Origin of the sequence: Chryseotalea sanaruensis (assembly GCF_003990915.1) — a bacterium.
GTDB classification, from domain to species: domain Bacteria; phylum Bacteroidota; class Bacteroidia; order Cytophagales; family Cyclobacteriaceae; genus Chryseotalea; species Chryseotalea sanaruensis.
The window spans coordinates 677,825-701,457 of the sequence record NZ_BHXQ01000002.1 but is presented as its reverse complement, the minus strand read 5'-3'; the positions used below and the strand labels follow the sequence as shown (position 1 = coordinate 701,457).

The 23,633-nt window shown below is 39.4% G+C and carries 19 protein-coding genes; 5 read left to right on the top strand and 14 right to left on the bottom strand.

Translation table 11 applies throughout. The features are described 5' to 3' along the window. Window positions 1-2: 2 nt before the first annotated feature. The 8 genes from SanaruYs_RS07465 to SanaruYs_RS07430 form a co-directional block, all read right to left on the bottom strand. Window positions 3-1,544, bottom strand: a complete 1,542-nt coding sequence (locus SanaruYs_RS07465) for a glycine--tRNA ligase (RefSeq protein ID WP_127121894.1) — start codon at window positions 1,542-1,544, stop codon at window positions 3-5. Window positions 1,545-1,634: 90 nt separating this feature from the next. Then, on the bottom strand, window positions 1,635-2,606 hold the full coding sequence (locus tag SanaruYs_RS07460; protein WP_370684882.1) for an AAA family ATPase: 972 nt from the start codon (window positions 2,604-2,606) through the stop codon (window positions 1,635-1,637). Window positions 2,607-2,609: 3 nt separating this feature from the next. After that, on the bottom strand, window positions 2,610-3,944 hold the full coding sequence (locus tag SanaruYs_RS07455) for a peptidylprolyl isomerase (RefSeq protein WP_127121893.1): 1,335 nt from the start codon (window positions 3,942-3,944) through the stop codon (window positions 2,610-2,612). Window position 3,945: 1 nt separating this feature from the next. Continuing rightward, a complete protein-coding gene (locus SanaruYs_RS07450) occupies window positions 3,946-4,902 on the bottom strand; it encodes a peptidyl-prolyl cis-trans isomerase (RefSeq protein ID WP_246011869.1) in 957 nt (318 codons plus the stop codon). Then, on the bottom strand, window positions 4,853-6,802 hold the full coding sequence (locus SanaruYs_RS07445; protein ID WP_160118606.1) for a peptidylprolyl isomerase: 1,950 nt from the start codon (window positions 6,800-6,802) through the stop codon (window positions 4,853-4,855). Before SanaruYs_RS07445 ends, SanaruYs_RS07450 begins: the two co-directional genes overlap by 50 nt. Before the next feature lie 60 nt (window positions 6,803-6,862). Continuing rightward, window positions 6,863-7,288: an ATP-binding protein gene (locus tag SanaruYs_RS07440; protein ID WP_127121891.1), complete on the bottom strand. Its 426-nt coding sequence runs from the start codon at window positions 7,286-7,288 to the stop codon at window positions 6,863-6,865. Then, a complete protein-coding gene (locus SanaruYs_RS07435; RefSeq protein ID WP_127121890.1) occupies window positions 7,285-7,623 on the bottom strand; it encodes an STAS domain-containing protein in 339 nt (112 codons plus the stop codon). Before SanaruYs_RS07435 ends, SanaruYs_RS07440 begins: the two co-directional genes overlap by 4 nt. A gap of 21 nt (window positions 7,624-7,644) precedes the next feature. Continuing rightward, the gene (locus SanaruYs_RS07430; RefSeq protein ID WP_127121889.1) at window positions 7,645-9,714 is read right to left on the bottom strand and encodes a GAF domain-containing SpoIIE family protein phosphatase; all 2,070 of its coding nucleotides are present in this window, start codon (window positions 9,712-9,714) and stop codon (window positions 7,645-7,647) included. 263 nt (window positions 9,715-9,977) lie between these two features. On the opposite strand from SanaruYs_RS07430, the gene SanaruYs_RS07425 reads away from it, so the two are divergent. The 4 genes from SanaruYs_RS07425 to hemH all read left to right on the top strand — a co-directional run bounded on the left by SanaruYs_RS07425 (window position 9,978) and on the right by hemH (window position 14,712). Further along, a complete protein-coding gene (locus tag SanaruYs_RS07425) occupies window positions 9,978-11,810 on the top strand; it encodes a PAS domain-containing sensor histidine kinase (RefSeq protein ID WP_127121888.1) in 1,833 nt (610 codons plus the stop codon). A gap of 66 nt (window positions 11,811-11,876) precedes the next feature. Beyond that, window positions 11,877-13,046, top strand: coding sequence for a hypothetical protein (locus SanaruYs_RS07420; protein ID WP_127121887.1), 1,170 nt, complete (start codon window positions 11,877-11,879; stop codon window positions 13,044-13,046). Window positions 13,047-13,050: 4 nt separating this feature from the next. Next, entirely contained in the window at window positions 13,051-13,638 is a 588-nt protein-coding gene (locus SanaruYs_RS07415) for a YqaA family protein (protein ID WP_160118605.1), read from the top strand. A 63-nt stretch (window positions 13,639-13,701) separates the two neighbouring features. Beyond that, entirely contained in the window at window positions 13,702-14,712 is a 1,011-nt protein-coding gene (gene hemH, locus SanaruYs_RS07410) for a ferrochelatase (protein WP_127121885.1), read from the top strand. Window positions 14,713-14,834: 122 nt separating this feature from the next. On the opposite strand, the gene SanaruYs_RS07405 is transcribed toward hemH, so the two are convergent. The 6 genes from SanaruYs_RS07405 to SanaruYs_RS07380 all read right to left on the bottom strand — a co-directional run bounded on the left by SanaruYs_RS07405 (window position 14,835) and on the right by SanaruYs_RS07380 (window position 22,638). Then, entirely contained in the window at window positions 14,835-16,118 is a 1,284-nt protein-coding gene (locus tag SanaruYs_RS07405; protein ID WP_127121884.1) for an aminotransferase class V-fold PLP-dependent enzyme, read from the bottom strand. A 146-nt stretch (window positions 16,119-16,264) separates the two neighbouring features. Next, entirely contained in the window at window positions 16,265-16,873 is a 609-nt protein-coding gene (locus SanaruYs_RS07400; RefSeq protein ID WP_127121883.1) for a hypothetical protein, read from the bottom strand. A 40-nt stretch (window positions 16,874-16,913) separates the two neighbouring features. Continuing rightward, entirely contained in the window at window positions 16,914-17,381 is a 468-nt protein-coding gene (locus SanaruYs_RS07395; protein ID WP_127121882.1) for a hypothetical protein, read from the bottom strand. Window positions 17,382-17,482: 101 nt separating this feature from the next. After that, on the bottom strand, window positions 17,483-17,929 hold the full coding sequence (locus SanaruYs_RS07390) for a hypothetical protein (protein ID WP_127121881.1): 447 nt from the start codon (window positions 17,927-17,929) through the stop codon (window positions 17,483-17,485). 149 nt (window positions 17,930-18,078) lie between these two features. Continuing rightward, window positions 18,079-21,060: an AsmA family protein gene (locus SanaruYs_RS07385; protein ID WP_127121880.1), complete on the bottom strand. Its 2,982-nt coding sequence runs from the start codon at window positions 21,058-21,060 to the stop codon at window positions 18,079-18,081. Window positions 21,061-21,204: 144 nt separating this feature from the next. After that, window positions 21,205-22,638: an aldehyde dehydrogenase family protein gene (locus SanaruYs_RS07380; RefSeq protein WP_127121879.1), complete on the bottom strand. Its 1,434-nt coding sequence runs from the start codon at window positions 22,636-22,638 to the stop codon at window positions 21,205-21,207. A gap of 107 nt (window positions 22,639-22,745) precedes the next feature. Between SanaruYs_RS07380 and SanaruYs_RS07375 the strand changes: the two genes are divergently transcribed. Next, window positions 22,746-23,570 (top strand): hypothetical protein, encoded by an 825-nt coding sequence (locus SanaruYs_RS07375; protein ID WP_127121878.1) that lies wholly within the window; start codon window positions 22,746-22,748, stop codon window positions 23,568-23,570. The last annotated feature ends 63 nt before the right edge of the window (window positions 23,571-23,633 follow it).

The following is a 23,633-nucleotide window of genomic DNA, read 5'->3' as shown; positions in this document are numbered from 1 at the left end:
GTTTAAATTTTTCTTAACAAATTATTGATTGAACATGCATCCATTAACTTGGCACGCAAAACATCAACAGAGATGCGCTCTTGTTTCATGGTGTCTCTGTCACGAATGGTTACTGTATTATCTTGTAACGTCTGGTGGTCAATAGTTATACAATAAGGTGTACCAATGGCATCTTGTCTGCGGTAACGTTTACCAATAGCATCCTTTTCTTCATAGAAGCAACGAAGGTCAAACTTCAGTTCATTCATAATCTCCATCGCTTTTTCCGGAAGACCATCTTTCTTAGTTAATGGCAGAATTGCAACTTTATTTGGTGCCAACGATGCAGGTATGCGTAATACAACCCTATCGCTTCCGTCCTCTAGTTTTTCTTCCTGATAGGATGAAGCAAGCACTGATAAAAACATGCGGTCTAAACCAACAGAGGTTTCTACTACATAAGGGATATAATTCTGGTTGGCTTCAGTATCAAAATATTGTAATTTTTTCCCGGAGAATTTTTCGTGGCTTTTTAAATCAAAATCTGTGCGGGAATGGATACCTTCCAATTCTTTGAATCCCATGGGAAAATTGAATTGTATATCGCAGGCAGCATTGGCGTAGTGTGCAAGGTTAAGGTGGTCGTGAAAGCGGTAGTTATTATCGCCTAAGCCCAACGTTTTATGCCACTTCATTCTCTTATCTTTCCAATATTCGTACCACTTCATTTCCTCACCCGGCTTCACAAAAAACTGCATCTCCATTTGCTCAAACTCCCGCATACGAAAAATGAACTGACGCGCTACAATCTCGTTTCTGAAAGCCTTACCAATTTGTGCAATACCAAAAGGAATTTTCATCCTTCCTGTTTTTTGCACGTTTAGAAAGTTGACAAAAATACCTTGTGCTGTTTCAGGTCTCAAATAAATCTTGTTGGCGTCTTCGGCTACTGAACCCATTTCAGTAGAGAACATCAGGTTAAATTGACGAACCTCTGTCCAGTTGCGTGTGCCGGAAACAGGGCAAGTAACTTCTAAATCTTCAATGAGTTGTTTCATGGCCGCCATATCTCCATCATTCATGGCTGACTTCAGACGCTCATTGGCTTCATCTATTTTCTTTTGGTATTCAACTACACGCGCGTTTGTTGAGATAAACATGGCGCTATCAAAATTCTCAAAACGCTTGGCTGCCTTCTCAACTTCTTTATCAATTTTATCCTGAAGTTTAGCAACGGCATCTTCCACCAAAACATCTGCACGGTAACGCTTCTTGGAATCCTTGTTGTCAACCATCGGATCGTTAAAAGCATCCACGTGACCGGAAGCTTTCCAAATGGTGGGGTGCATGAAAATGGCTGAATCTATTCCCACGATATTATCGTGAAGGAGTGTCATAAATTTCCACCAGTATTCCTTGATGTTGTTCTTTAATTCGGCACCATTTTGTCCGTAATCATAAACAGCACTAAGTCCATCGTAAATTTCGCTGGAGGGAAATATGAAACCATACTCTTTGGCATGGGATATAACATTTTTGAAAAGGTTGTCTTCTTGATTCGCCATAAGGCGCAAAAATAGAAGATAGAAGTTAGAAGTTAGAAGTTAGAAGCCAGAATTTAAAGTATAAAGGTAAAATGGAAGGACCAAAGGCTTTTACTGCATCAAACGGGTTACAATGTCGTCAACGCTAATGCCTTCAGCTTCGGCCTTAAAATTGCGTACAATGCGATGGCGAAGCACAGGTTGAGCAATGGCCTGAACATCTTCAATATCCGGGGAGTACTTGCCATTGAAAAGTGCGTTGCATTTGGCTCCTAAAATCAGGTATTGGGAGGCTCTTGGGCCTGCTCCCCACTCAAGGTATTCGTTAGCCAGAGGCGAAGCTCCACTTGTTTGTGGTCTGGTTTTGCTTGAAAGTGCTACCGCATATTCTACTACATTATCCGGAACTGGTACCCTTCTTACTAAATGCTGGAAGGCTACAATTTCTTCAGCACTTACTACCTTGGTCGCCTTTGAGACATTGTCACTAGTGGTTGCTTTAACCACGGCAATTTCTTCAGCCATGCTTGGGTAGTTAAGCAAAATGTTAAACATAAAGCGATCCAGCTGTGCCTCAGGAAGTGGGTAAGTACCTTCTTGTTCTATCGGGTTTTGAGTAGCCAGCACGAAAAAAGGCTGTGGTAATTGATATTTAATACCGCCAATAGTAACGGTATACTCCTGCATAGATTCAAGTAAAGCCGCCTGCGTTTTTGGAGGGGTTCTGTTTATTTCATCAGCCAAGATTATATTGGAGAATATAGGGCCCTTAACAAATTTCAGGTTGCGTTCCTTATCGAGGGTTTCTGCACCCACAATATCTGATGGCATAAGATCGGGCGTAAACTGTATACGTTTAAAGTCCAAATCCAGGGCCGATGAAATCGTTTGAACTAACAAAGTCTTAGCTAATCCGGGCACACCCACTAAAAGCGAGTGTCCATGGCAGAAAATACCTGTAAGTAAGAGACGTACAACGTCATGCTGACCGATAATTACCTTACCAATCTCTGCCTGCATTTTCTTAAACGAAGCCGCCAGTGCATCAGCAGCTTCAACATCGTTAGCAAATGGCTTCATCATCGTTTATTCCAAAAGTCTGCAATAGTCATAAGTAGGATCTATGCTAATGAACACATCCTGACGGGCTTTCTCAAACCATTTGTATAAAAGTCTGTTCTTCTTTTCGTTCAGGGTAAAACTTTCAATTTTATTCCAATCGTCTTTTAAAGAAGCTTCGTGTGGAGGAATTCTTGATTTGTAATAGAAAATTCTTACTGCATCCTTTTGGGTGTCAGTTCTATAGGCTACGGGTTTTGAAACGCCACCTACTTTCATTGTATCCAGGCTAAAAAAGATAACCGGATCAAGTTCATCAACTGATACGAAGGTCCCACCTTCCTGGTCTGCAAAAAAACCACCTGAACTTTTTGTTTGATCATCATCCGAAAATTCTTTAGCTGCTTTGTCAAACTTAATGCTATCGTTTAAGATGAGAACACGAATGCTGTCAAGAAAATCTGTAGCATCTTTCAAATCCTGATTAGAAGGAGCTGGTGACATTAAAATGTGACGTGAGTTGTATTCATTACCCCTACGATCAATCAGCTGAATAATATGGAATCCAAAGTCTGTTTCTACAGGCATTGATATCTCTCCTGCTTTAAGTTTGAAACTCATTGCTTCAAATTCTGGCACCATCATACCCCGTCCAACAAAACCCATATCACCACCGTTGGCTACCACGCTGGGATCCTCTGAGTACTGTCTGGCTAAAGTTGCAAAATCTTCACCTTTCAAAATTCTCTCACGCAGGGCGATGAGCTTGCGTTTTGTTTCTTCTTTCTGCTCATCACTTACTTTGGCCACACGCACAATTTGTCCAACTTCTACTTCAGCTGATAAAAAAGGAATAGAGTCTTTAGGTATTTTATTAAAAAAGCGCTTAACCTCTGCCGGAGTTACAGTAACATCTTTAGTTATTTCTTCCTGCATTCTTTGAACAACTAACTGTTCTTTAACAAGATCATAAATATCAGCCTTGATCTGATCAATTGATTTGCCGTAGGCCGCTTCCAATTGCTGAGGAGAACCATTGTACTGCCCAAGAATGAGATCAAATCTGCGTTGCAGGTTATTATCAACCTGTGACTCTTCTACAATCACCGAATCTATTTCTGCTTTCGCAACCATTAATTTGTTGCGTACAAGAATGGCAAGGTATTGGCATCTCGCCTCCTGTGAAGGTGTACCACCATTGGTAATGTAATCCTGATAAGCCCGCTCTAATTCAGACTTTAACACAATATAATTATCAACTTTAGCTATGATTTCATCAACCACAAACCCCTTGTTCTCTTCTTGGCCATAGGCAGATGTCACCAGCAAAAGAACCAGCCCAAGGCATTTTAACTGCTTCATATTATTTGTTAAAAAGTTCAAATTCATTAGTCTCCTGTGCTTTACTATATACTTCTTCTTCAAGCTTTTTTGCCAGCTCAACTTTGCGCCTGTTTAAAATAACATTCACAATATCATCCCTTACAAATTGAAGTGGGGAAACGTTATCCGAGATTCGGTATTCATCAACCTTCAAAAAGTACAGATAGGCCTCATCATTTGTTTCATAATAGGGCGTACGTTTCAGAAACTGCACTTTGTCAGGAATCCCCACCAAGGGTGTTCCTTTCACCAGTTCGTCAAACTCCATCCAGCTTGAATCAGATAAATGATAAGAGGCTGCAAAACTAAGACAATATGATTTAAGTTCTTCAACATCTTTCTCCTTTGTAGAAAAGATGAGATCCTTAACTTTTTTTGTACGTGGCGCACTTTGAGGTACCTTTAGGAAGGTTGCTCTCACGATGTTTTGCTTGAGCACAAAGTTGTCGAGATGTTCTTTGTAATATTGTTCAATTTCCGATTGTGCTACGACCGTATCAAGGTTCTGCTTGATATAGTAGGTCTGAAACTCATAGGCGATAAGGCTATATCGGTAATCTAGCAACTTTCGCTCTACCTCGGCTTTGTTAATGTCTATCTGCCTGCCTGCCTGCCTTATCAACAACTGCTTCCTCACCCAGCTGTTTACGTAGGCTTCCATACGTGTTATGCTATCCGCTTTTGGTGTGCCTGGAGGTACTATTCCTGTAAGTTCATCCAGGTAAAGATAGGTTTCGCCTACGCGAGCGACCGAAGGCCTTATGTTATCGGTTTCTGATTCACTTTTCCTTTTGATTAAATCGCACGAAGAAAATAGCAGACATAAAGCTGCCAGGCTAAAAGCCATATAGCATTTAACTTCTTGTCTGCTTTCGTTTTGATCAGCCTCAGCCTGCTTTGGTGAGCTTGCCCAATACATATTTCTTTCCTTTTGCATTTATCTTTACAGGGTATTTTTTGCGTAGCGTCTCAAGCCATTTGTTTTCCAAATATGTTTGATAATCCGCTACCAGCAATCCTCTTGCTTCTTCAAACGTTCTACTGCCTGCCGGCAGTATGCTGTCAATTTTTACAAGATAATAAATTCCGTCTAACTCTATTTTTTGGTGTCCCGGAGCCCAGTTTACCTTGTCTAATACAGCACGTTCATTTTTCTCGTATCTACCCTGATCCATGCGAATACCATTCTTTTTCAAGTAAGCGTTCTCGATAATAGAATCGGCCGTTAGCAAAGTTTCTAAACCATCTAATGGTTCCTTTTTGGCCGCACTGTAAATGGTGGCTTGTGCCCGTTCACTTGCATTGTATTTGGCGCTGTTGTTTTCAAAATAACTACGCTGACCGATTGTATCTGTTGACGCCTTATTCCAAACCTCTTTCTCCATTATATCAAAAAGTAAAATACCCTCGTAATATTCATTACTTAAGAAACGGTAGTCAGCATTTGTGCTCATCAGTGTCTCTTCTACCACCATTTCTATGCTGTTATTTACGAAGCTTTCATATAACTGATTAAAATATAAAACAGGGGTAAGCTTATTAGGCTTCTGATTGGTTGATACGTAAGCAAAGAATTTTTCAACGGGTACTGCTTTGCTCTCCAGCGTAAATAAGGTTTGGGTATTCAGATTTTCATTTGGTGCTCTCCACGCTCCTTTTTGCAATGTGCTGTCTGCCAAAAGCATTGCTTTTCTCTTTACTTCAGCATTTTCTTTAAAAGCATATTTTTTTCTGAGATGTACAGCTATGGCTTCTTTTGCTACCTGCATGCGCTCATCACGGCTTACTCTACTCTTCAAACTACTCTCTAGTTCATTGTAGGCAGGTACCGGAATTTTTCTTTCGAGTTTTACTATGTGCCAGCCATATTGTGTTTCAAATGGCGCAGAATAGTCTCCTGGATTTATTAATCCAAAAGCATTGCCTTCAAATTCAGGGACTGATGCCATGGCACCAACTCCAAATGGCCTGAGTTTTCCACCATTATCTTTCGTGCTTTGATCTTCTGAATACTGTTTGCAAAGATCACCCCACGGCATACCGCCCTGTAGTCTATCATAAATATCAAAAATTTGAAGCCTCGCCTTTTCAGTATTACGATCTTTACCAACACGTATCAACAAGTGCGATACTTCTATTTCTCCCTGTGCTTTACGTTTATCGTCAACCTTTACAAGGTGGTAACCAAAGCGTGTGCGTACTGGGTTACTAACTGAACCAATGGCAGTTGAATAAGCTGCTGCTTCAAATGGATAAACCATTTGAAAAGCTGTAAAGTAACCTAAATTTCCTTCATTGCTTTTTGCTGATGGGTCTTCCGAAAAAGTCATTGCCAGCGTGCCAAAGTCTTCTCCGGCATCAAGTCTTTTTCTGATGTTCAGTATTTTATTATAGGCTTGTAAAGTGTCCTCAGGAGCAGCATCAGGATTAACCTTAATTAAAATGTGAGCTGCCTTTACTTCCTCAAGCATACGATTATAAGTAAGCTGTGTAAGGCTATCGATAAGTTTGTTGTCTGGTAAGTATGGTTTGCGCAAGGCTTCTTTATAGCCAAGATATTCTTTAGTGAATTTTGTGGTCGTGTCCATGCCACGCTGGCGTGCTTCCTCTACCTTCAATTTGAATTTAATATAGAGATCAAGGTACTCTTCAATTTTCTCTTTGTTGAACTCTCCTTCGCGACCTTTATGATTTTTTTGATACAAGTAAATAAACTCTTCTGCACCGACTGATTTTTTATTAACCGAAAAAATAGTTACAGGCTTTTCTTTTGACTGAGCCTGTCCAGAAAAGTTGATGAGTAATGAAAGACACAGCAGGCGTAATACAAGTCGCATAAGCATAAAAAAATTAATCGAATTACTTAATGGAATAGTAGACATCTGAACGGAAATGATTTAAGCAACGGCTTTGCGTACTAGCTTCTCCAGACGGCAAACAGTGGCACCATCGCGTTGGATATATTCTATTTTATCCATAATAGATTTAACAAGGCGTATGCCCAGACCACCTTTACGCTTGTCGTGTACAAGATTGCCCAACGCTGGCTCGTCAAATTTATTAATATCAAAGACTGTTCCGTCATCAATAATTTCAAAAACAATGGGTTTACCATTTTCAACAGTAATGTGAAGCTCAAAAAGATCTAGTGGGTTACAGTGATGGGCATGTATCATTAAATTTGAACACATCTCATCAAGTGCCAATACGATCTCGCTGATGTGCAGCTCGTGCACGCCATGACGACCTAAGGACTCTCTGATAAAGTCGCGGAGTGTTTTTAGATTCTCCAGTTTACAGCCAACTTTTTGCTTGTAGATCATGCCAACATTTTCTTTGCCTCTGCCTTGTCTGCTGCGATTTTCAGCAACTCATTCAAACCCAATATTTGAAACGTATTTGCTACCTTTTCGTTCATACCAAACAATACCATTTGAATACTCTTTTCTCTAAATTCTTCGATATATGACATAAAGACACCAAGTCCGGCAGAGGAGATGTATTCCAATGCTGAGCAGTCAATTAATAATTTAGTGAAACCCTCCCCGACACTTTTGGCAATTGCCAAATCAAGGTCTATAGACGAACTCGCATCAATTTCTCCCACCAACGCCATTACATCGGCTCCGTCTTCTTGTAATCGCTTAATATGTATCATGGTTAAACGGTTTTTTTCTAATTATGTTCTCTCTTTAAATTTTACAATCATGGTTGTATAATCGTCATCGATATTGTCGGTTCCCGAAAACGCATACAAACGGTTGATTAAATGCTCCTGAATTTGTTCTGGAGAAAGTGTTTTCACTTCGCACAACACTTGATTTAGTCTGTCGTCACCAAATTGTTCTCCTTTTACACTTTTTGCTTCGGTAATTCCATCGGTGTAAAGTACCATTACATCGTTCGGAGCATAGGTAAATTCATTCTGTTGAATAAACTCTTTATAGCTTTTATTGCGCACCATACCCAATGCCACGCCCTTGTCTTTAAAATAGTCGGCTTTATCGGTTAAACTATTGTAATAAAGTACCGGGCAATGTCCGGCTCGGGCATATTTTACTTTTTTAGTTTCTGTATCAATCACAAAGAAAATAGCACTGATAAAGGAACCGCGTTCAAGACAGCGGATAAGGGCCTGATTGGCTCTGAACATAAAGTCTTCCGGACTCGTACAACCTTGTGCCAGACTATGGAATATCCCCTTCATCTGCGACATGTGAAAGGCTGCTGTTGTTCCTTTGCCTGAAACGTCTGCAATAATCAATGCCGTTTGGTGCTCGTTAATTCGTAAAGAGTCGTAGTAATCACCTCCTACTTCATCGGCTGATTCAGAGAAAGCCACGAGGTCAAAATGATCATCGAATTCAAGCTGTTGAGGTAGTAGACTCTTTTGAACTGTTTTGGCAATTTTTAGTTCTTCTTTGTAACGTTCGTTTTGAAGTGCCTCTTCCATCAAGCGGAAGTTTTCAATAGAAATACCAGCTTGGTTAGCAAAGGTGGAAACGATCTTATTCATTTCCTTATTGAAACCTTCTGGGAGCTCTTTCAACAAAGCGAGCGTACCAATATTATCACCCTTTACATAAATGGGGTAAGCCAGAATAGAGCGGAAACGAGAGCCGCGTAATGAGCTTAAATGCTTAGACAGGTTTCTTGTTTTGTCCTGGTTTTGGTCTAACAAGCCACGAACCTGCTGTTTAGCCAAGTGATCGATAATGTCTCGTGCTTCTTTCTCGGAGATTTCGTATGTATATAGTCTGTGCGATTCTTTACTACCATTTATTTCAAGCCAGGCTGCATCAGCAAAGACAGTGCTTACTGATGTTTCCAACAAAATATTATAAACGCTCTCTTCATTTTGTTCGGTCTGTATCGACTGGCTTATACGTTGAAAGTTCACTACCTCTTCAAGTTTCTGTTCAAAGACTGAAGTGGTTGGCAAGTTGAATAGAATTACCAGAAATGAGAAGATACTATACATCGACACAAAAATCATCAGGGATAAAATGAATATGTGTACTGAGTGGTCGATTACTCGTTGGCTCACCAACAGATCTTCAGGAACCAGCGAACCTGATGTAATGAAAATATAAAAGAGATAGAAAATGGTTAAAAGTAGTAATAACAAGCCTGTCCACTTTTGTCGGAAGTTAAGATAGGCCACCCATTTCATGTTGCCGGAAAGCACCAGGCCCACAAAAACAAAAAGTCCTAATACATACTCATAATACTGCTGTACAAAAGGATAACTTAAACTGTTATACAGCAGCGACAAGATCATACCGGCCTCAAAAAAGGTCCAGAGACGAATTAACCACTTGGATTTTTGATATAAAATAAGACGCTTCCAGGCCATGAAAGCACATAGCAGCACGCTCACCATCAAGCCAAGGTTGATCAGGTAGGTAAACTCGATGTATAAGAAATGGCTAGTAAGTTTTGTGCCACCCAGTAAGGTTTCAACAAGGCGCAGCAACAAAGAAATTACAGTTGAAATAAGGCCGGTGGCAAAAACACGCCATAAAAGGTCAATGAAATTGAGTGATTCATCCCTTTCAATTTTAAACTTATAATAATAGAAAAGGATAACGATGTAAATGTTAAGGATCAGACGTGGGAGCCAGGTTGCCACCTCTGGTTTAAGACCATTTGAGGTGCTGAATAGAATACTGAGGTCAGTAAATACCAAAGCCAGCCATGTAAACACAGCAAGGGTGAAGAGCAGGCGTGTAAGAGCTTTGGTTCGCATTACAAAAACTAGTCCTGAATTTAGCCTGCAATGATACAAAAAATGGACGAGGGGTTAAAAGCCCCATTTACACCAAAACATTTTGCCATGAGTAGATCATTGTGCAACAAACACAATAAAATTATTGATGTAATAGAATAGCCCAAATAACATTCTGCCAACAGGGTACAAAGTTGTTTAATCGATGGATAACTGTATCTTGCAATCTTGTAGTAATACCTTTTTAGTATTAAAACCAAGTCCCCAACCTTAACCGCATATCCATGCAAGACCTGATCAGGTTTTTGCCAGCCGTACTGTACGAATACACCATTGAAACTTCCGGGAAACGTTACTTCACTTTTGTGAGTGAGGCCAGTGAGCGGATTTTGGGTATACCGGCAGCCACATTAATGCAAGACCATAGCTTGCTGGATGCTATTATTCACTCAGACGATCTGCCCAAGCTAAAAGAAACAGCACAGGAAAGCCATGAGGCCAAAAGTGAATGGTACTGGCAAGGTCGCGCCACCATAAACAGTCATATGCGCTGGCTGGAGATGCGTTCGAACCATGATCTGGTAGAAGATGGAAAGATTATTCGTAGAGGAATTATTGAGGACATAACCCAGCGAAAAGAAACATTAAGAGAAAGCGAAATACGTTATCAATCGCTGGTTGAAAAATTGCCAATAGGCATAGTCATACATAAGCATGGAAAATTAATATATGCAAACACAACTGCTTATCAATCGCTGGGAGCATCACGCTCTAAAGAATTGATTGGTGCTGACGTAACACAATTTGTACATCCTGATTATCGTGAAGAAGTAGCTAAGCGTATTCAGCTAGCAATGAGCGGTGCACCTGTACCCATGCTGGAGCAAAAGTTTGTACGTGTTGATGGAAAAGAAATTTTTGTAGAGGCTACTGCCTTCCCATTTATTTATCGCGATGAACCTGCTGTTCAGGTAGTCTTTAGAGACATAACTGAGCGCAAAGAAACAGAGCGACAAATGAAGAAGAACGAAATGCTCTTCACTAAACTCTTTGAAAGTGCACCCATGGCTGTTGTCATGCTTGATGAAAATGGCAGAGTGCAGGAAGTCAACAAAGGTTTTGCAGAAATGTTCGGTTATGAGCGTGAAATACTTCTAGGGAAAAACCTGAACGACTTCATTGTTCCGGAAGACCTGAAGAATGAAGGCATTGACCTTAACAACCTTATCACCTCACATAAAGTGGTAAGCTTAGAAACGATTCGCAAACATAAGAATGGCCGCATCATTAACGTGATTTTATACGGTGTACCGGTTATGATGGAAAATATGACCATCGGTATTTATGGTGTATATGTTGACATTACTGAGCGGAAAAGTGTAGAAGAAGAACTTAAAACCAGAAATACTGAATTAGATAACTTTGTCTATAAAGTCTCGCATGATTTACGTGCCCCACTTTCCTCTATTCTTGGTTTAGTTAACCTGGCTAAGTTGCCTGGCAATACTGATGATCCTATGGATTATATTGACCTTATTGGAGAGAAAGTCGATCGCCTAGATCATTTCATCAGCGATGTATTGAGCCATTCAAAAAATCTTAAGCTAGATGTATCCGTTGCCCGAGTAAACCTGGAGGAAGTGATTGCGCATACTTTCAGTGACCTGAGTTATTTAGATGGTGCCAGTGATATTAAGCGTAACATCAATATTGACGGTATAGAGTTTTTCAGCGATCCATGGAGAGTGTCTGAAATTTTGCGCAATCTGATATCCAATGCCATTAAATACAGAAATCTGGATTTACGTATTCAGTCAGAAATCAGTATAAAAATCCGTGTCGATAACTTACGTGCTGATATAAGTTTTACCGACAATGGTATTGGTATTAATGAAGAAAATTTAGCTCGTGTTTTTGAAATGTTTTATCGCGCTTCTGAGCAATCTGACGGCTCGGGTATAGGTTTATATATTGTTAAAAATGCTGTTGATAAATTAGGGGGCAAAATATCTGTTCAAAGTAAAACAGGCATTGGCACTCGTTTTCATATAATTTTGCCTAATAAAATAAACAGCATTGTCGCGAAAATACCCCAATTAATAAGCGATAGATCCTGATATCGCTTTGCTTGTTTTAAAGAGCCCTTTTTCGTGATTTAAAAAAATTGAGCAATTTGCGCCCGCATGAGAATTATTGAGGTTACAACGCAGGCACACATCAGAGCTTTTCTTGATTTTCCTGTCAGTTTATATAAAAACCACCATGGTTGGATCCGCCCTCTGGATAATGATATTGAGGCCGTTTTCGATAAAAAGAAAAATAAGACTTTTCAGCATGGCCAGTGTATTCGCTGGATAGTAGAAGATGAAGCCGGAGCTGTGGTGGGCAGAGTAGCTGCTTTTGTCAATGATAAAACCACCAACAAAGGCAACGAACAGCCTACAGGTGGTTTGGGCTTTTTCGACTGTATCAATAATCAGGAGGTGGCCTTTCTATTATTTGATACCTGCAAAAACTGGTTGCAGGCAAAAGGCATGGAAGCCATGGATGGCCCTATTAATTTTGGCAACCGCGATAAGTGGTGGGGATTACTGGTTGAAGGTTTCGAACGCGAACCCAATTACCAATGCAATTACAACTTCCCTTATTACAAAGAATTTTTTGAAACATACGGATTTCAGGTTTACTTCTATCAGTTAACTTTTGGCAGGCCAATGATGGGCGACCTTGATAGTCGCTTGCAGGTAAAAGCTGATGTGGCTGCCAAAAATCCTGACTATAGTTTTCGATATATCTCTAAATCGGATAACACACTGGCCGATAAAATAAGATATGTATATAACAAAGCATGGGCCAAGCGCGGTGAAATTCCGGAGTTAACGGAAACACAGGCTAAACACATTGTAAAGCAAATGAAACCCATTATGGATGAAAAGCTTTTGTGGTTTGCTTTTTATAAAGATGAACCCGTTGCTTTCTTTCTCTCGCTGCCTGAGGTAAATCAGATTTTCAAACATGTTAATGGCAAGCTGAATTTATTAGGGAAATTGAAGTTCGTTTATCACCGCTGGCGCAAAACCAATAAAAAAGCATTTGGAATTCTGTTTGGCGTAGTGCCTGAGCATCAGGGTAAAGGTGTAGACGGAGGCATGATTATGGCTTTCAAAAAAGTAATGCAAGAGGAGTATCTCAGGTATGAGGAGTATGAAATGAACTGGATTGGCGATTTTAACTCTAAAATGATTCGTGTAGCTGAACAGGTTACACCTAATGTTGTTAAACGACATGCTACTTATCGCAAATTATTCGACTCACAAAAAGAGTTTAAGCGTTACCCAATAATGAATGTCTAGTCCGATGGAGAACCCACAAGAAGAAACCCGCTCTGGTTTTCTCTTTAAGAACATTCTTAGAGGGTTAGTCTGGTTTGCCATTATTATTACTGTTTTCATTTTTTCTGAAGAGTATATACAAACCACTTTCCAAAAAGATATTGAAGCCATTCATAGCCGGCCGCTGCCGTTATATGCTTTATTCTTTTTGTCGGAGGTTGTCTTTGGCCTGGTGCCGCCAGAACTTTTCATGATGGTGTGGGTACTGCATAAAGTTAGCGTGGCGCAATATGCTATTAACCTTACAATACTTACACTTCTTTCGTACATAGCAGGTGTAATTGGTTATTGGATAGGTAAAAATTTTTCCAGAACTGCGCTGTATAAAAAAATCAGCGAACGTTACTTACAGCAATACGACAAGCAGTTAAAGCGCTATGGAGGCTTCCTTGTTTTTGTAGGGGCTGTTACACCTATTCCGTTTTCTGCTACTTGTATGTTGGCTGGATCTGTTAATCTTAATTTCCGATTCTTTCTGCTTATCTGTATTTCACGCATTGCACGTTTTGCCGTGTATGGCTGGCTGGTGTGGAAAGGTTCTGTGTGGTTTTAAAAATTATTCATTTTACAAACTCTTCGTCTACTTTTGGGTTTGGTTTAAAAGCATTTGTTCATCATGAGTTCTAAAACTGGCGTATTACTTATTAATTTGGGCACACCCGACAGTCCTTCTGTTTCGGATGTGCGTTCTTACCTCTCACAATTCCTAAACGACCCGCGCGTTATAGACATCCCGTGGTTGCTGCGGAAGATTCTTGTGAATGGAATTATAGTACCCTTTCGTGCGCCTAAATCTGCAAAAGTTTATAAAAAGCTCTGGACAGAAAATGGTTCTCCGCTACTCTATCACAGTGTCAACGTAAAGAATTTACTACAAAAAGAATTAGAAGGAACACACGATGTGTACTTGGCCATGCGCTACAAGAATCCTTCGATACCTTCTGTGTTAGAAGAGATGCGTAAGAAAAATTACGATCGCCTGATTATCGTTCCGATGTTTCCGCAATATGCCTCTGCTTCAACAGGTTCTGCCTTAGATGAAGTGATGCGTGTAATCAGAACATGGTGGGTTATACCTGAGCTAAAAATTATCAGTCAATACTACGACCACCCGCTTTACATAAAAGGTTTTGAAGAACGCGGCAAGCAACACAACCTTGCTGAGTACGATCATATTTTATTCTCTTATCATGGTTTGCCTGAACGCCAGGTAGATAAAGTGTATGATAGCGACCTTTGTGCTAACCACAATTGCGAACATGAAGTTGATGAGGATAACAAATACTGCTACAAGGCTACTTGTTACGCAACCACAAGACTCTTGGCTGAAAAGTTAAATATTCCAAAAGAAAAATATACTGTTTGTTTTCAATCACGCCTCGATAAAAAATGGTTAGAACCATTCTCAGATAAAGTGGTTGAAGATTGTGCTCGAAAAGGTATGAAGAAGATTTTAGTTTTCTCCCCGGCCTTTACGGCTGATTGCTTAGAGACTACAATTGAGATTGGTGAAGAGTACCAGGAGATTTTTGAAGAGCATGGTGGTGAGAAGGTGCAGTTGGTGGAGAGTCTGAATAGTCACCCTCTTTGGATTGAATGCTTGAAGGATATTGTATTGAAAAATTGACGATCGAAGTTAGATGATAGAGGTTAGAAGTTCGATGTATCTGTAGTATAACTCAAACAAAAGAATCAGATTTGAGCAAAACCTAATTTGAAATTTCAAATTTGAAATTCTTTTATTTCGACTTAGCACATTTTTAACACCGCCTCCACAAACCTATCCAAATCGCGCGTAGTGGTATAAACATGTGGCGTAACGCGAACACAGCTAATGTTTTCCCATTCTATGGAAACCGTATGTATCTGGTGCTCACTCATCAGTCTACTCGAAATTACTCCCGGTTCCATTCCTTCTATTGAGAAACTGCCTAATGCGCAAGAATAGGCAGGATTAAGTGAAATTGTCAATTTTATTTTGGGATGCTTCATTAACTTCTGACACCAGTAATCTTTTAAATAGCGAAGTCTTTCTTCTTTGCGCTTGCTGCCAATGGCATGGTGAAAATCTATGGCCTGACCTATAGCCTGCTCAGGTGCAAAAGATCTCGTGCCTAAAGATTCAAATTTTTTGATGTCGTTCAATTGCGGTTTATCATTAGGGAATAATGGCCATAACCCTGCAATGTTTTCTTCTTTTACATAGAGCATACCCGTGCCAAAAGGTGCACACAACCACTTATGTAAACTGGTGCCGAAGTAATCAGGATTAAAATCGCTGATCTTATAATCCATGTGCGCAAAAGTATGAGCACCATCTACAATAGAAATTATATTTCTTTTCCTGGCTTCTTCACACAAACGCTTTACCGGCATAATCTGACCTGTCCAATTGATCATGTGTGTGATGTGCCAGATCTTTGTGCGCGATGTTGTTGCATTGATAAATCCTGTCACAATTTCATCTTCATTTTCTGTGGGCAACGTAAAATTCAGCCAGACTATTTTAATGCCATCGCGCATTTCTTTCTGCTTCCAGGCCTGAATCATATTCGGATAATCCTGCTTTGTCATGATGATTTCATCACCCTTTTGCATTGTTAATCCCCACGTAACCGTTGCCAATGCTTCTGTGGTGTTACGATTAATGGCTATTGACTTCGGAGAAACGCCTGCGAGGTCTGCTAGCTTTCTGCGTACAGGCTCCCGTCCCTTATCTAAAATCTGCCACATATAATAAGATGGGGCTTCGTTGCTATAGCGATAATAACGATCTACAGCATCCTGCACTACTTTCGGCTGTGGACTTACTCCGCCATTATTCAAGTTTAAAATATTAGGAGAAACGGTATAGGCTTGTGCCATTCTCGTCCATAAATCTTCATCGTTGGCAGCCTGCAGCGGGCTGAGTTTATTGAGGGATTGTAAAGCATCAGCAACATCTTCAGCGATGGCTTTGGCAGCGAGTGGGGCCAAAGAAAAAGCACTAGCGGCTGCAAGTGATTTTTGCAAAAACGATCTGCGGTTGGTCATGGTCAGGTTGGTTTACTACATGGAATGTAGCGTTATTCCTGAAAAACTGCAATCAGTTACTTAGGGAAGATTATAAATCCCTTTAAAGTGCTGAATATCCTAAAGCATATGTTTGTTGAGCGTTAGCTATCAGAAATAAGATTTTATCATTTTGAGTTATATAGCTTGACTAAATCATAGATGGTATTATACTTAATCTCGCCCTTTACCTCTTGATATTTCAAAATATACCTTTCTGGAAAAAAGTCCATTAAGGCTTCAGACAATCTTTCTTTTTTTGAGGGCAATGCTTTTAGAAAACCCGTTTCATTATGTTCTAGAATATACATGTAATCGTACCCTCCTAAACTTACAGTGATTAATGCAGGTACAAGGCCACCTCCTGTATACATTCCTACCATCATTGCATTTTGGTTATTCTTTATAAAATAAAGATTAACCTTTCCGCTTGATTTAAGCTTGGCGTCTACCATTTCGAAATAAGTCTCAGAGTCATGAAATGGTTTGAATTGATGAAGTACCTTAAACGTATCCTTTTTGATTGCATATTCATTTATAATCCGCTTAGGTATTTTAAGAGGATCTTTATCTTTCTTGGTTCGCCACAACTCAATTCCCTGATGGCCATCTTTATTTGAAACATAGTATCTCAAGTAGCCAGTAATTGTTGAATCATTATCTAGTTTAACATAACCAATTTGCCCAAACAAGTCAGTGGTCAACGCTGTGAGTGCTATTAATAAAAGAATCTTCATATAAATTAACCCTTGCTCTGGTTTCAGGATGGTTCGTATATCACTCGTCCAAATAGGTCACCGGACTACATTGAGCAAAGTTAACTTTGTTACTTAATGGAAATTTATAGGTCTGTATAAAGCTCTCCAGGTGTTGTCTGAATTCCATTTCTTTTTCGCTTGACACTTCTTCTGGCTTGAAATTGAAAAGAAAATAGTCAATTCCTCCATCCTTATTTATATAAATCCTGTTGAAACATCTTGTCTTCTTACCCCATTTAAAATTATTTTCTTTGAGGTGTGTACCTAGGTCTCGTAGCAAAGAAATATAAGCATCATAAAACTCTTTTTCCTGACCTTTAAAGGCGGCCTTGGTAGAATCATCGTGAAGCGCACTTTGATAGTCTCCGTCTAATTTTTCAATGGATAATCCCTTGTTTTCAACAGCATCTTTAAATGTTGTAGCAATTTTTTGTGCTTTGGCTACTAAAGGGAATAGTACAATTAGGACAACGAGTATTCTTTTCATGGCTATGAAATAGGTTGGTTCAGAATTCGTAATGACTATGAGTCACGAAAGTCACACTTTTAGAATAAAAAAATATGTGTTGCTGAAGCGGGGTAGATAAATTAACTATGTGTGTAGATTTTCTCTTTGGCAAAGCCAGAATCCCATGCGTCACCCTCAGATCTTCTTAATGTTTTAAGTGTAATCTCAGAAACTTCCAATATTTGTAAATAATAACCTAGTGGCTTTTCTAACTTATGCTCCGTCTCTTTTACGTTAACTGAATTGATCTGATAATAAATTTCATTATCCTCTGTCCAGTTCCATTTACCTTCTGTCTTCATTACAACTTGTCCGGTTGGATTGGTAAATTGCTGAGTATAGGTTCCGTTTTTATGAAAGATGTGGTTCTCCATAAGTTTAGACTTCTCTCCGTTTAACAATATGCTTGGTTCAGCAGTCCATGATGATAAAGTCAACAAGTCATTATTTACAGGCTGTATTTCATTATTACATGAGCTGATTACAACACTTATTGCAATTAGTATTTTAATGAATTTAGATTTCATATGTAAATTGAGTTAGTTGTCGCTATAAGTCTTTCAAATAATTCACAATCTCTACTGATTAAGTAAATATAACACAATCACCCAAAGCCGTATCAAATAAAAACCCTGACGTTTTAATGTCAGGGTTTCATTATTTTAGTAAGTAATGATTAGTTTTTCTTTTTCTTCAACAGGTTCTGTATTTTTTTAGCCGCTTCTTCTTGCACTTTTTTAGTAGCGTCTTCTTTTGGTGTTGCAGTCTGTGTGCTGTCTGTTGATTTCTTATCACCACCTAGTATTGAACCTACAATTTTTTCAGCCTCTGTTCCTTTCGCTAACTCAGTAACTTTTTTAGTGGCTTCTTCTTTAGCTGCCGCAGTTGCTGCTTCTTTGGCCTGCTCTTTTTGTTCGTCCATGATCAGACGTGTTTTTGGGTCGCTGTAGTTACCACCAACGCCTATTGTTACAGGAACAGGTTGGTTAGGATCGGTTGAAGCGCCTGTATATTTGTTAGTTAAACTTGTTAACTGTGAACTTACTTTATTAGCCGGTACATTCATTTTAAGTGTATAATCGATGGTGCCGTCCATTCCGGTGCTGCCTGCAACTGTAGTTTTGTAGCTGCCGAAGTTTACATCAAATGGTTTCACACTTAGCTTACCATCTTTAATCGTAGCAGACATCAATACATCCTTCATCGTTACTTCATCAGTATTATCCAGTTTAGTAAGCGATGTAACACCCGATACTAATTTCGATCCTGTAAGCGCTGCTTGTGCCACCTTTATTAAACCTGCACCGTTTACTGTTGCCATGTTAGGCATCATTTCCTGCGTGAGTTCTCCATTGATTTTAAAATCTGTAGAGAAGTCACCGTTAACCAAACCGGCTATAGGTGCATACGTTTTTACAATAGAGAATGCATTTGCTGCTTCTTTAATTGAAAGCTTCTCAATTTTAAGAGCCATGTCGTATTGCGGATGATTGATGTCTTTAGCATTGTAACTGCCATCAACCCCAAAAGAACCACCAAGCATTTTAAAAATGATGCCTTGCAAATTCGCGACTCCGTTTTTCAAGGTAATGTCACCTTTTGCTTCAGTCATGGTGTAGTCCATCATCTTCACTGTTTTGATGTTAGAGCGAAGCAGGAAGTCGATGTTTTCTGGGATAGGAATAACACCAAATGAAGCAGTGTCTTCAACTGTTGTTGTTTCCTCTGTCTCTGTCATAAATTCATTTAGATCCAGCAGGTTGGATGCGAAAGTAACATTACCCTTGATGGTTTCATTATTGCCAAACATGTAACCCAGATAATTTGCAATGGCACCGCTTACTGTGAAATCACTCTTGCCAATTGTACCGGTGGTGTTAGTAAGCTCAATTTTCTTAGGATCGAAAACCATACCTGCTTGCGAAATGGTAACTGCATAAGGAAGATCAGCTGCTGCGTATGAGAAGTTCTTCAATGAAGCCGTTCCGCTAGTAGGTAGTTTATCGTACTTCTCAGCTTCCAAGTCGCTCATCTTGCCTTGGGTGCGTAAGTCGGCCTGAACTTTTCCTGCCAGGGTCATGCCTTCAAGTGGAAATATTTTTGTAATCTTTTCAAGATCAATTCCACCTTTTGCTTTTACATCCCAAGTGTAGTTATCAAGGTTTTGTAAAGTCATGTCTGCAGTAAACTTTTCCCCATCGAGTATCAAAGCCAAATCATTTACAGCAATGAAAGTCTCAGCCATTTTACCAGAAGTATTTTTTATGCTGGATGTAAAATGCAAATCTTCAATAGGTAAAGGAAACTCACTGGATTTTACATAGCCATTATCCAAAGACATTGTGGCATTAACTGTAGGTATAGTTTTATTAATGCTATCATAGACACCTTGTGCCTTTATATTAGCAACATACACACCTTTCATTTCCAAACCTTCTATAGGAAACATTGTTGTAAGCTCGGCCAGGTTAAGTTTGGCAGATAAATCTGCCTCCATTCTGTAGTCGCGTAAGTTTTCAATCAGTAAGCTGGCGTCAAAAGGGTTAGAACCAAAGTCCATGTGGAATTTCTTCAAATTCACCACGGTGTTTTCAATTACTCCGTCTTTATTATCTACTAATAAATCAAGGTTAATGTTGTTGACTGCTGTAGGTAAATCAGGATATTTAAACATGGCGTCATTTACTAATAGAGCCACATTAAATGCTGGCATTTGGGTTTCACTATAAGTTCCTTTAACTAATCCCGAGAAAGAAAGATCGCCTTTTGTTTCAATGCCTTTAAAATCTGCTGTGTAAATACCCGGCACAAGTGAAAGTAAACTTTTAAATGTATTTTCAGGACTCTTGAAAGTAAGGTCCATTCCATAATCATTTTCATTCATCTTAAACCAGCCGTCAAAACTCATGGCAAAGTCGTTAAGCTTTACACTGTTTTCTTTAAATGTGTATTTGCTAAAATCTTCGCTGATTTGAATCACGGCATCAATTACGGCACGTTTGTTTGTTAGGTATTCAACGCCATCATAGGCTGTAGTAATGGTATCAGCACTTGTATAAGTTTTTAAGTCGAAGGTATCTTGATTGAAATCTCCGCTGCCGTTGTGATTGAGCCCATTGATCTTTAGCAAGTAAGGCATGGTCTGATCGTCATAAGAAACAGTAGCATCAACAATTTCCCAATGGTCGATACCAAAAGAAAAAGCACCTTCGCCAGACTCTTCCACCACTGCGGTATCGGTAGATGGAATGGCGATATCGTAATTAGCACGACCATCTTTCAACACTTTTATATTTACTGTTGGCCTTACAATAGAAATACCCTTTACTTTTAATTGATCACCAAATAGAATATCGGCCAGGTTAACTTCTACCCCAAAACTTTCGGTAGCGAATAGTATTTCTCCTGCAAAAGGTTCACGGTTCATCACGCCAAGGTTGGCCATTTCTACCGTGAGGTTAGGGAAGTTTTTAAACAAGGTGATGTTTAGATCATCGATGTCAAAAACAACATCGGCATTAACTGAGCCAGCCAATTGCTTATCTATGGCTGCCTTTATATCATCCTTAAAAATTATAGGAATAACCATGGCTGCCACCACTATCAATGCGATGAGTGAACCAACACCAATCAGTGACCACTTAAGTACTTTTTTCATAAAGATTTATATTGAGTTTTTAGGAAATACAAAAACAATATCGTTTAGTTAATCCTAAACGACTTTGTAACACAAAAATACAAAGCAAAAAGCCGAAACAAATTTTGTTTCGATGATTAAGTCTTTGTTACGTTAAATGAACGATCAAAACATTTTTAACACAAGGTCCATCAAACGCTTTGCCATCTTTGTGTAAGGTGGGTAAAGTGGTTTAATGGAGGTAAAACCATTGCGCTGCTTCATTACTGGCTTTAAATGCGAAAATGCCATAAAACCATAATGACCATGTGTGCTGCCTGTCCCACTATTGTTTACACCGCCAAAGGGCAGATGATTGTTTAAGAAATGCACCGCACACTCATTAACACAAGCCGCCCCAGAAGAGGTCGCCTGCATTACCTGATTTATGTCAGCATTACGTTGCGAAAAAATGTAAAGAGCCAATGGTTTAGGCTTGTTATTAATGACTTGCAACGCCTGTGTTAGTGTTTTGTAGGTAACAATAGGGAGAATAGGCCCAAAAATTTCCTCTTCCATCAAACGACAATCGTTGCTCACGTTTGTTAATATAGTCGGATGAAAAAACCTATCCGCTTCTCTTACTTCTCCACCAAAAACTGTAACTGCACCTTTACTTAATGCATCTTCCAACAAAGCATTCATCCGTAACCAGTGTTTTTGATTTACCAGACGTGTATAATGCTTACTGTCTCGCAAAGGTTCGTTGTTCAGACTAAACCGCTCCATTACTTTTTCTTTCAGGCGGGTTACAAAAGCCTCAGCAACCTTTTCTTCTACTAACACATAATCGGGTGCAATACAGGTTTGACCACAATTGAAAAATTTCGCCACAGCAATGCGCTCAGCGGCATCCTCTAAACGTGCAGACGCACTTACTATTGCGGGGGATTTTCCACCGAGTTCCAGCGTAACTGAGGTGAGGTTTTCAGCTGCGGCTTTCATCACTAATTTACCAACTGCAGGACTCCCTGTAAAAAAGATGTGATCGAAAGGGAGAGAAGTGAGGTAGGAAGCTACTGTCGCGTCTCCCTCCACTACTTTTACCATATCTTCTTCAAAAAGTTCTGTTGCCATGCGACTGATTAAGGCAGCCGTGTTGGGCGTAACTTCTGATGGTTTAATAATTACTGCATTGCCTGCAGCAAGGGCCGAAACCAAAGGACCAACAGCAAGTGAAAAGGGATAATTCCAGGGTGCAATAATTAAACAAACACCTCTAGGCTCAGCTTTTACATATGATCTGGTTCCTAAGAAAGTAATGGGTGCATCTATTTTTTTCGGAGCTGCCCATTGATCCAGCTTATGCAAAGCCAGTTTGATCTCCCCTAATACGTGAAATATTTCAACGCCATCTACCTCGCCAGCGGGCTTCATAAAATCTGCATACATGGCCTTTTGTATGGCTACCCGGTTTTGGCGTACCCACGTTCGAAGGTTTTGTAGGAGCATTTTGCGCTCAATAATTGGCGATAAACGCAGAATTTGGGCTTTTTTCTGCTGTTTTTTAAAAACCAGATCAATAGATGAGGTAGCGGTAGTGGCTGTCTTTACTTCCATAATGGAAAGTTACAAAATCCGTCTAAGCCGAATGAATATTAAGATCATGTTAAATAATTCTGTTTTATATACATTTTTATTAACAATTTGTTAATATTGAGATAACAATGAGGGGTTGGGGTACCATATTGACACTTTTTTTAACAACTGTTTTGGCTTATGCCGGGGCAGATCCAGTTAAATCAGACCCGCTTTTAGGCTTTTTGTATACCGATGTGGCCGTAAAAGCAAACCCTAAAAATTTCTCTTCCTTTCTTCAGCAAGTCGATAAAAAGAAACATGCCTTTAAGCATGAAAAAGATTTGGTGCGTTATATCTTTTATAAAACCCATCAGAAGTTTCTGAAAAATTTTCAAACAGAATCTTCATTTGGAGAGTTGCTCACTACTGGTAAGTATAATTGTTTAACAGGCACTGCATTGTATGCTTTACTTTTTGAGCATTTTGATATTGACTACTCCATTATTGAAACAAACCATCACATTTTTATTATCGTTAAAGCAGATGGCGAAGAAATATTAATTGAAACAACTGACCCTGTTGAAGGATTTGTTGACAACTCTGAAAAAATACAAACTCGTCTGGATGAGTACAGAAATAATGTTGTGCCGAATACTACCAGAGGGGGTGTTCGCTATGAATTCAGTTTTAATCTTTGGGAAGCGGTTACCCTTGAAGAATTAACCGGGCTGCTTTATTTTAACAATGCAGTTAAAGCCTACAACCAGCAAGACTTTATCGAGGCGACTTTGACATTAATTAAGGCTGCACAATATAAGCCATCTCCAAGAATTGAAGAGTTTAGCTTGTTGCTTATGGTTACGATTCGCGAAAGTGAACTGGCTGATGATAATAAGAAAGATCTCTTACACAAACTTAACATTGTTCAACGTCAACATGCTACACAACTTGCCGCAGGTATAGTGCGATAATGGTTTGACTAAAATTGGTTTTCCAACAAACCATTTAATGACTGACCTTCATTTTCAAATTTT

Coding starts and splice junctions, on each gene's coding strand:
- SanaruYs_RS07465 (WP_127121894.1), bottom strand. CDS start 1,544: ATGGCGAATCAAGAAGACAACCTTTTCAAAAATGTTATATCCCATGCC.
- SanaruYs_RS07460 (WP_370684882.1), bottom strand. CDS start 2,606: ATGATGAAGCCATTTGCTAACGATGTTGAAGCTGCTGATGCACTGGCG.
- SanaruYs_RS07455 (WP_127121893.1), bottom strand. CDS start 3,944: ATGAAGCAGTTAAAATGCCTTGGGCTGGTTCTTTTGCTGGTGACATCT.
- SanaruYs_RS07450 (WP_246011869.1), bottom strand. CDS start 4,902: ATGCAAAAGGAAAGAAATATGTATTGGGCAAGCTCACCAAAGCAGGCT.
- SanaruYs_RS07445 (WP_160118606.1), bottom strand. CDS start 6,802: ATGCGACTTGTATTACGCCTGCTGTGTCTTTCATTACTCATCAACTTT.
- SanaruYs_RS07440 (WP_127121891.1), bottom strand. CDS start 7,288: ATGATCTACAAGCAAAAAGTTGGCTGTAAACTGGAGAATCTAAAAACA.
- SanaruYs_RS07435 (WP_127121890.1), bottom strand. CDS start 7,623: ATGATACATATTAAGCGATTACAAGAAGACGGAGCCGATGTAATGGCG.
- SanaruYs_RS07430 (WP_127121889.1), bottom strand. CDS start 9,714: ATGCGAACCAAAGCTCTTACACGCCTGCTCTTCACCCTTGCTGTGTTT.
- SanaruYs_RS07425 (WP_127121888.1), top strand. CDS start 9,978: ATGCAAGACCTGATCAGGTTTTTGCCAGCCGTACTGTACGAATACACC.
- SanaruYs_RS07420 (WP_127121887.1), top strand. CDS start 11,877: ATGAGAATTATTGAGGTTACAACGCAGGCACACATCAGAGCTTTTCTT.
- SanaruYs_RS07415 (WP_160118605.1), top strand. CDS start 13,051: ATGGAGAACCCACAAGAAGAAACCCGCTCTGGTTTTCTCTTTAAGAAC.
- hemH (WP_127121885.1), top strand. CDS start 13,702: ATGAGTTCTAAAACTGGCGTATTACTTATTAATTTGGGCACACCCGAC.
- SanaruYs_RS07405 (WP_127121884.1), bottom strand. CDS start 16,118: ATGACCAACCGCAGATCGTTTTTGCAAAAATCACTTGCAGCCGCTAGT.
- SanaruYs_RS07400 (WP_127121883.1), bottom strand. CDS start 16,873: ATGAAGATTCTTTTATTAATAGCACTCACAGCGTTGACCACTGACTTG.
- SanaruYs_RS07395 (WP_127121882.1), bottom strand. CDS start 17,381: ATGAAAAGAATACTCGTTGTCCTAATTGTACTATTCCCTTTAGTAGCC.
- SanaruYs_RS07390 (WP_127121881.1), bottom strand. CDS start 17,929: ATGAAATCTAAATTCATTAAAATACTAATTGCAATAAGTGTTGTAATC.
- SanaruYs_RS07385 (WP_127121880.1), bottom strand. CDS start 21,060: ATGAAAAAAGTACTTAAGTGGTCACTGATTGGTGTTGGTTCACTCATC.
- SanaruYs_RS07380 (WP_127121879.1), bottom strand. CDS start 22,638: ATGGAAGTAAAGACAGCCACTACCGCTACCTCATCTATTGATCTGGTT.
- SanaruYs_RS07375 (WP_127121878.1), top strand. CDS start 22,746: ATGAGGGGTTGGGGTACCATATTGACACTTTTTTTAACAACTGTTTTG.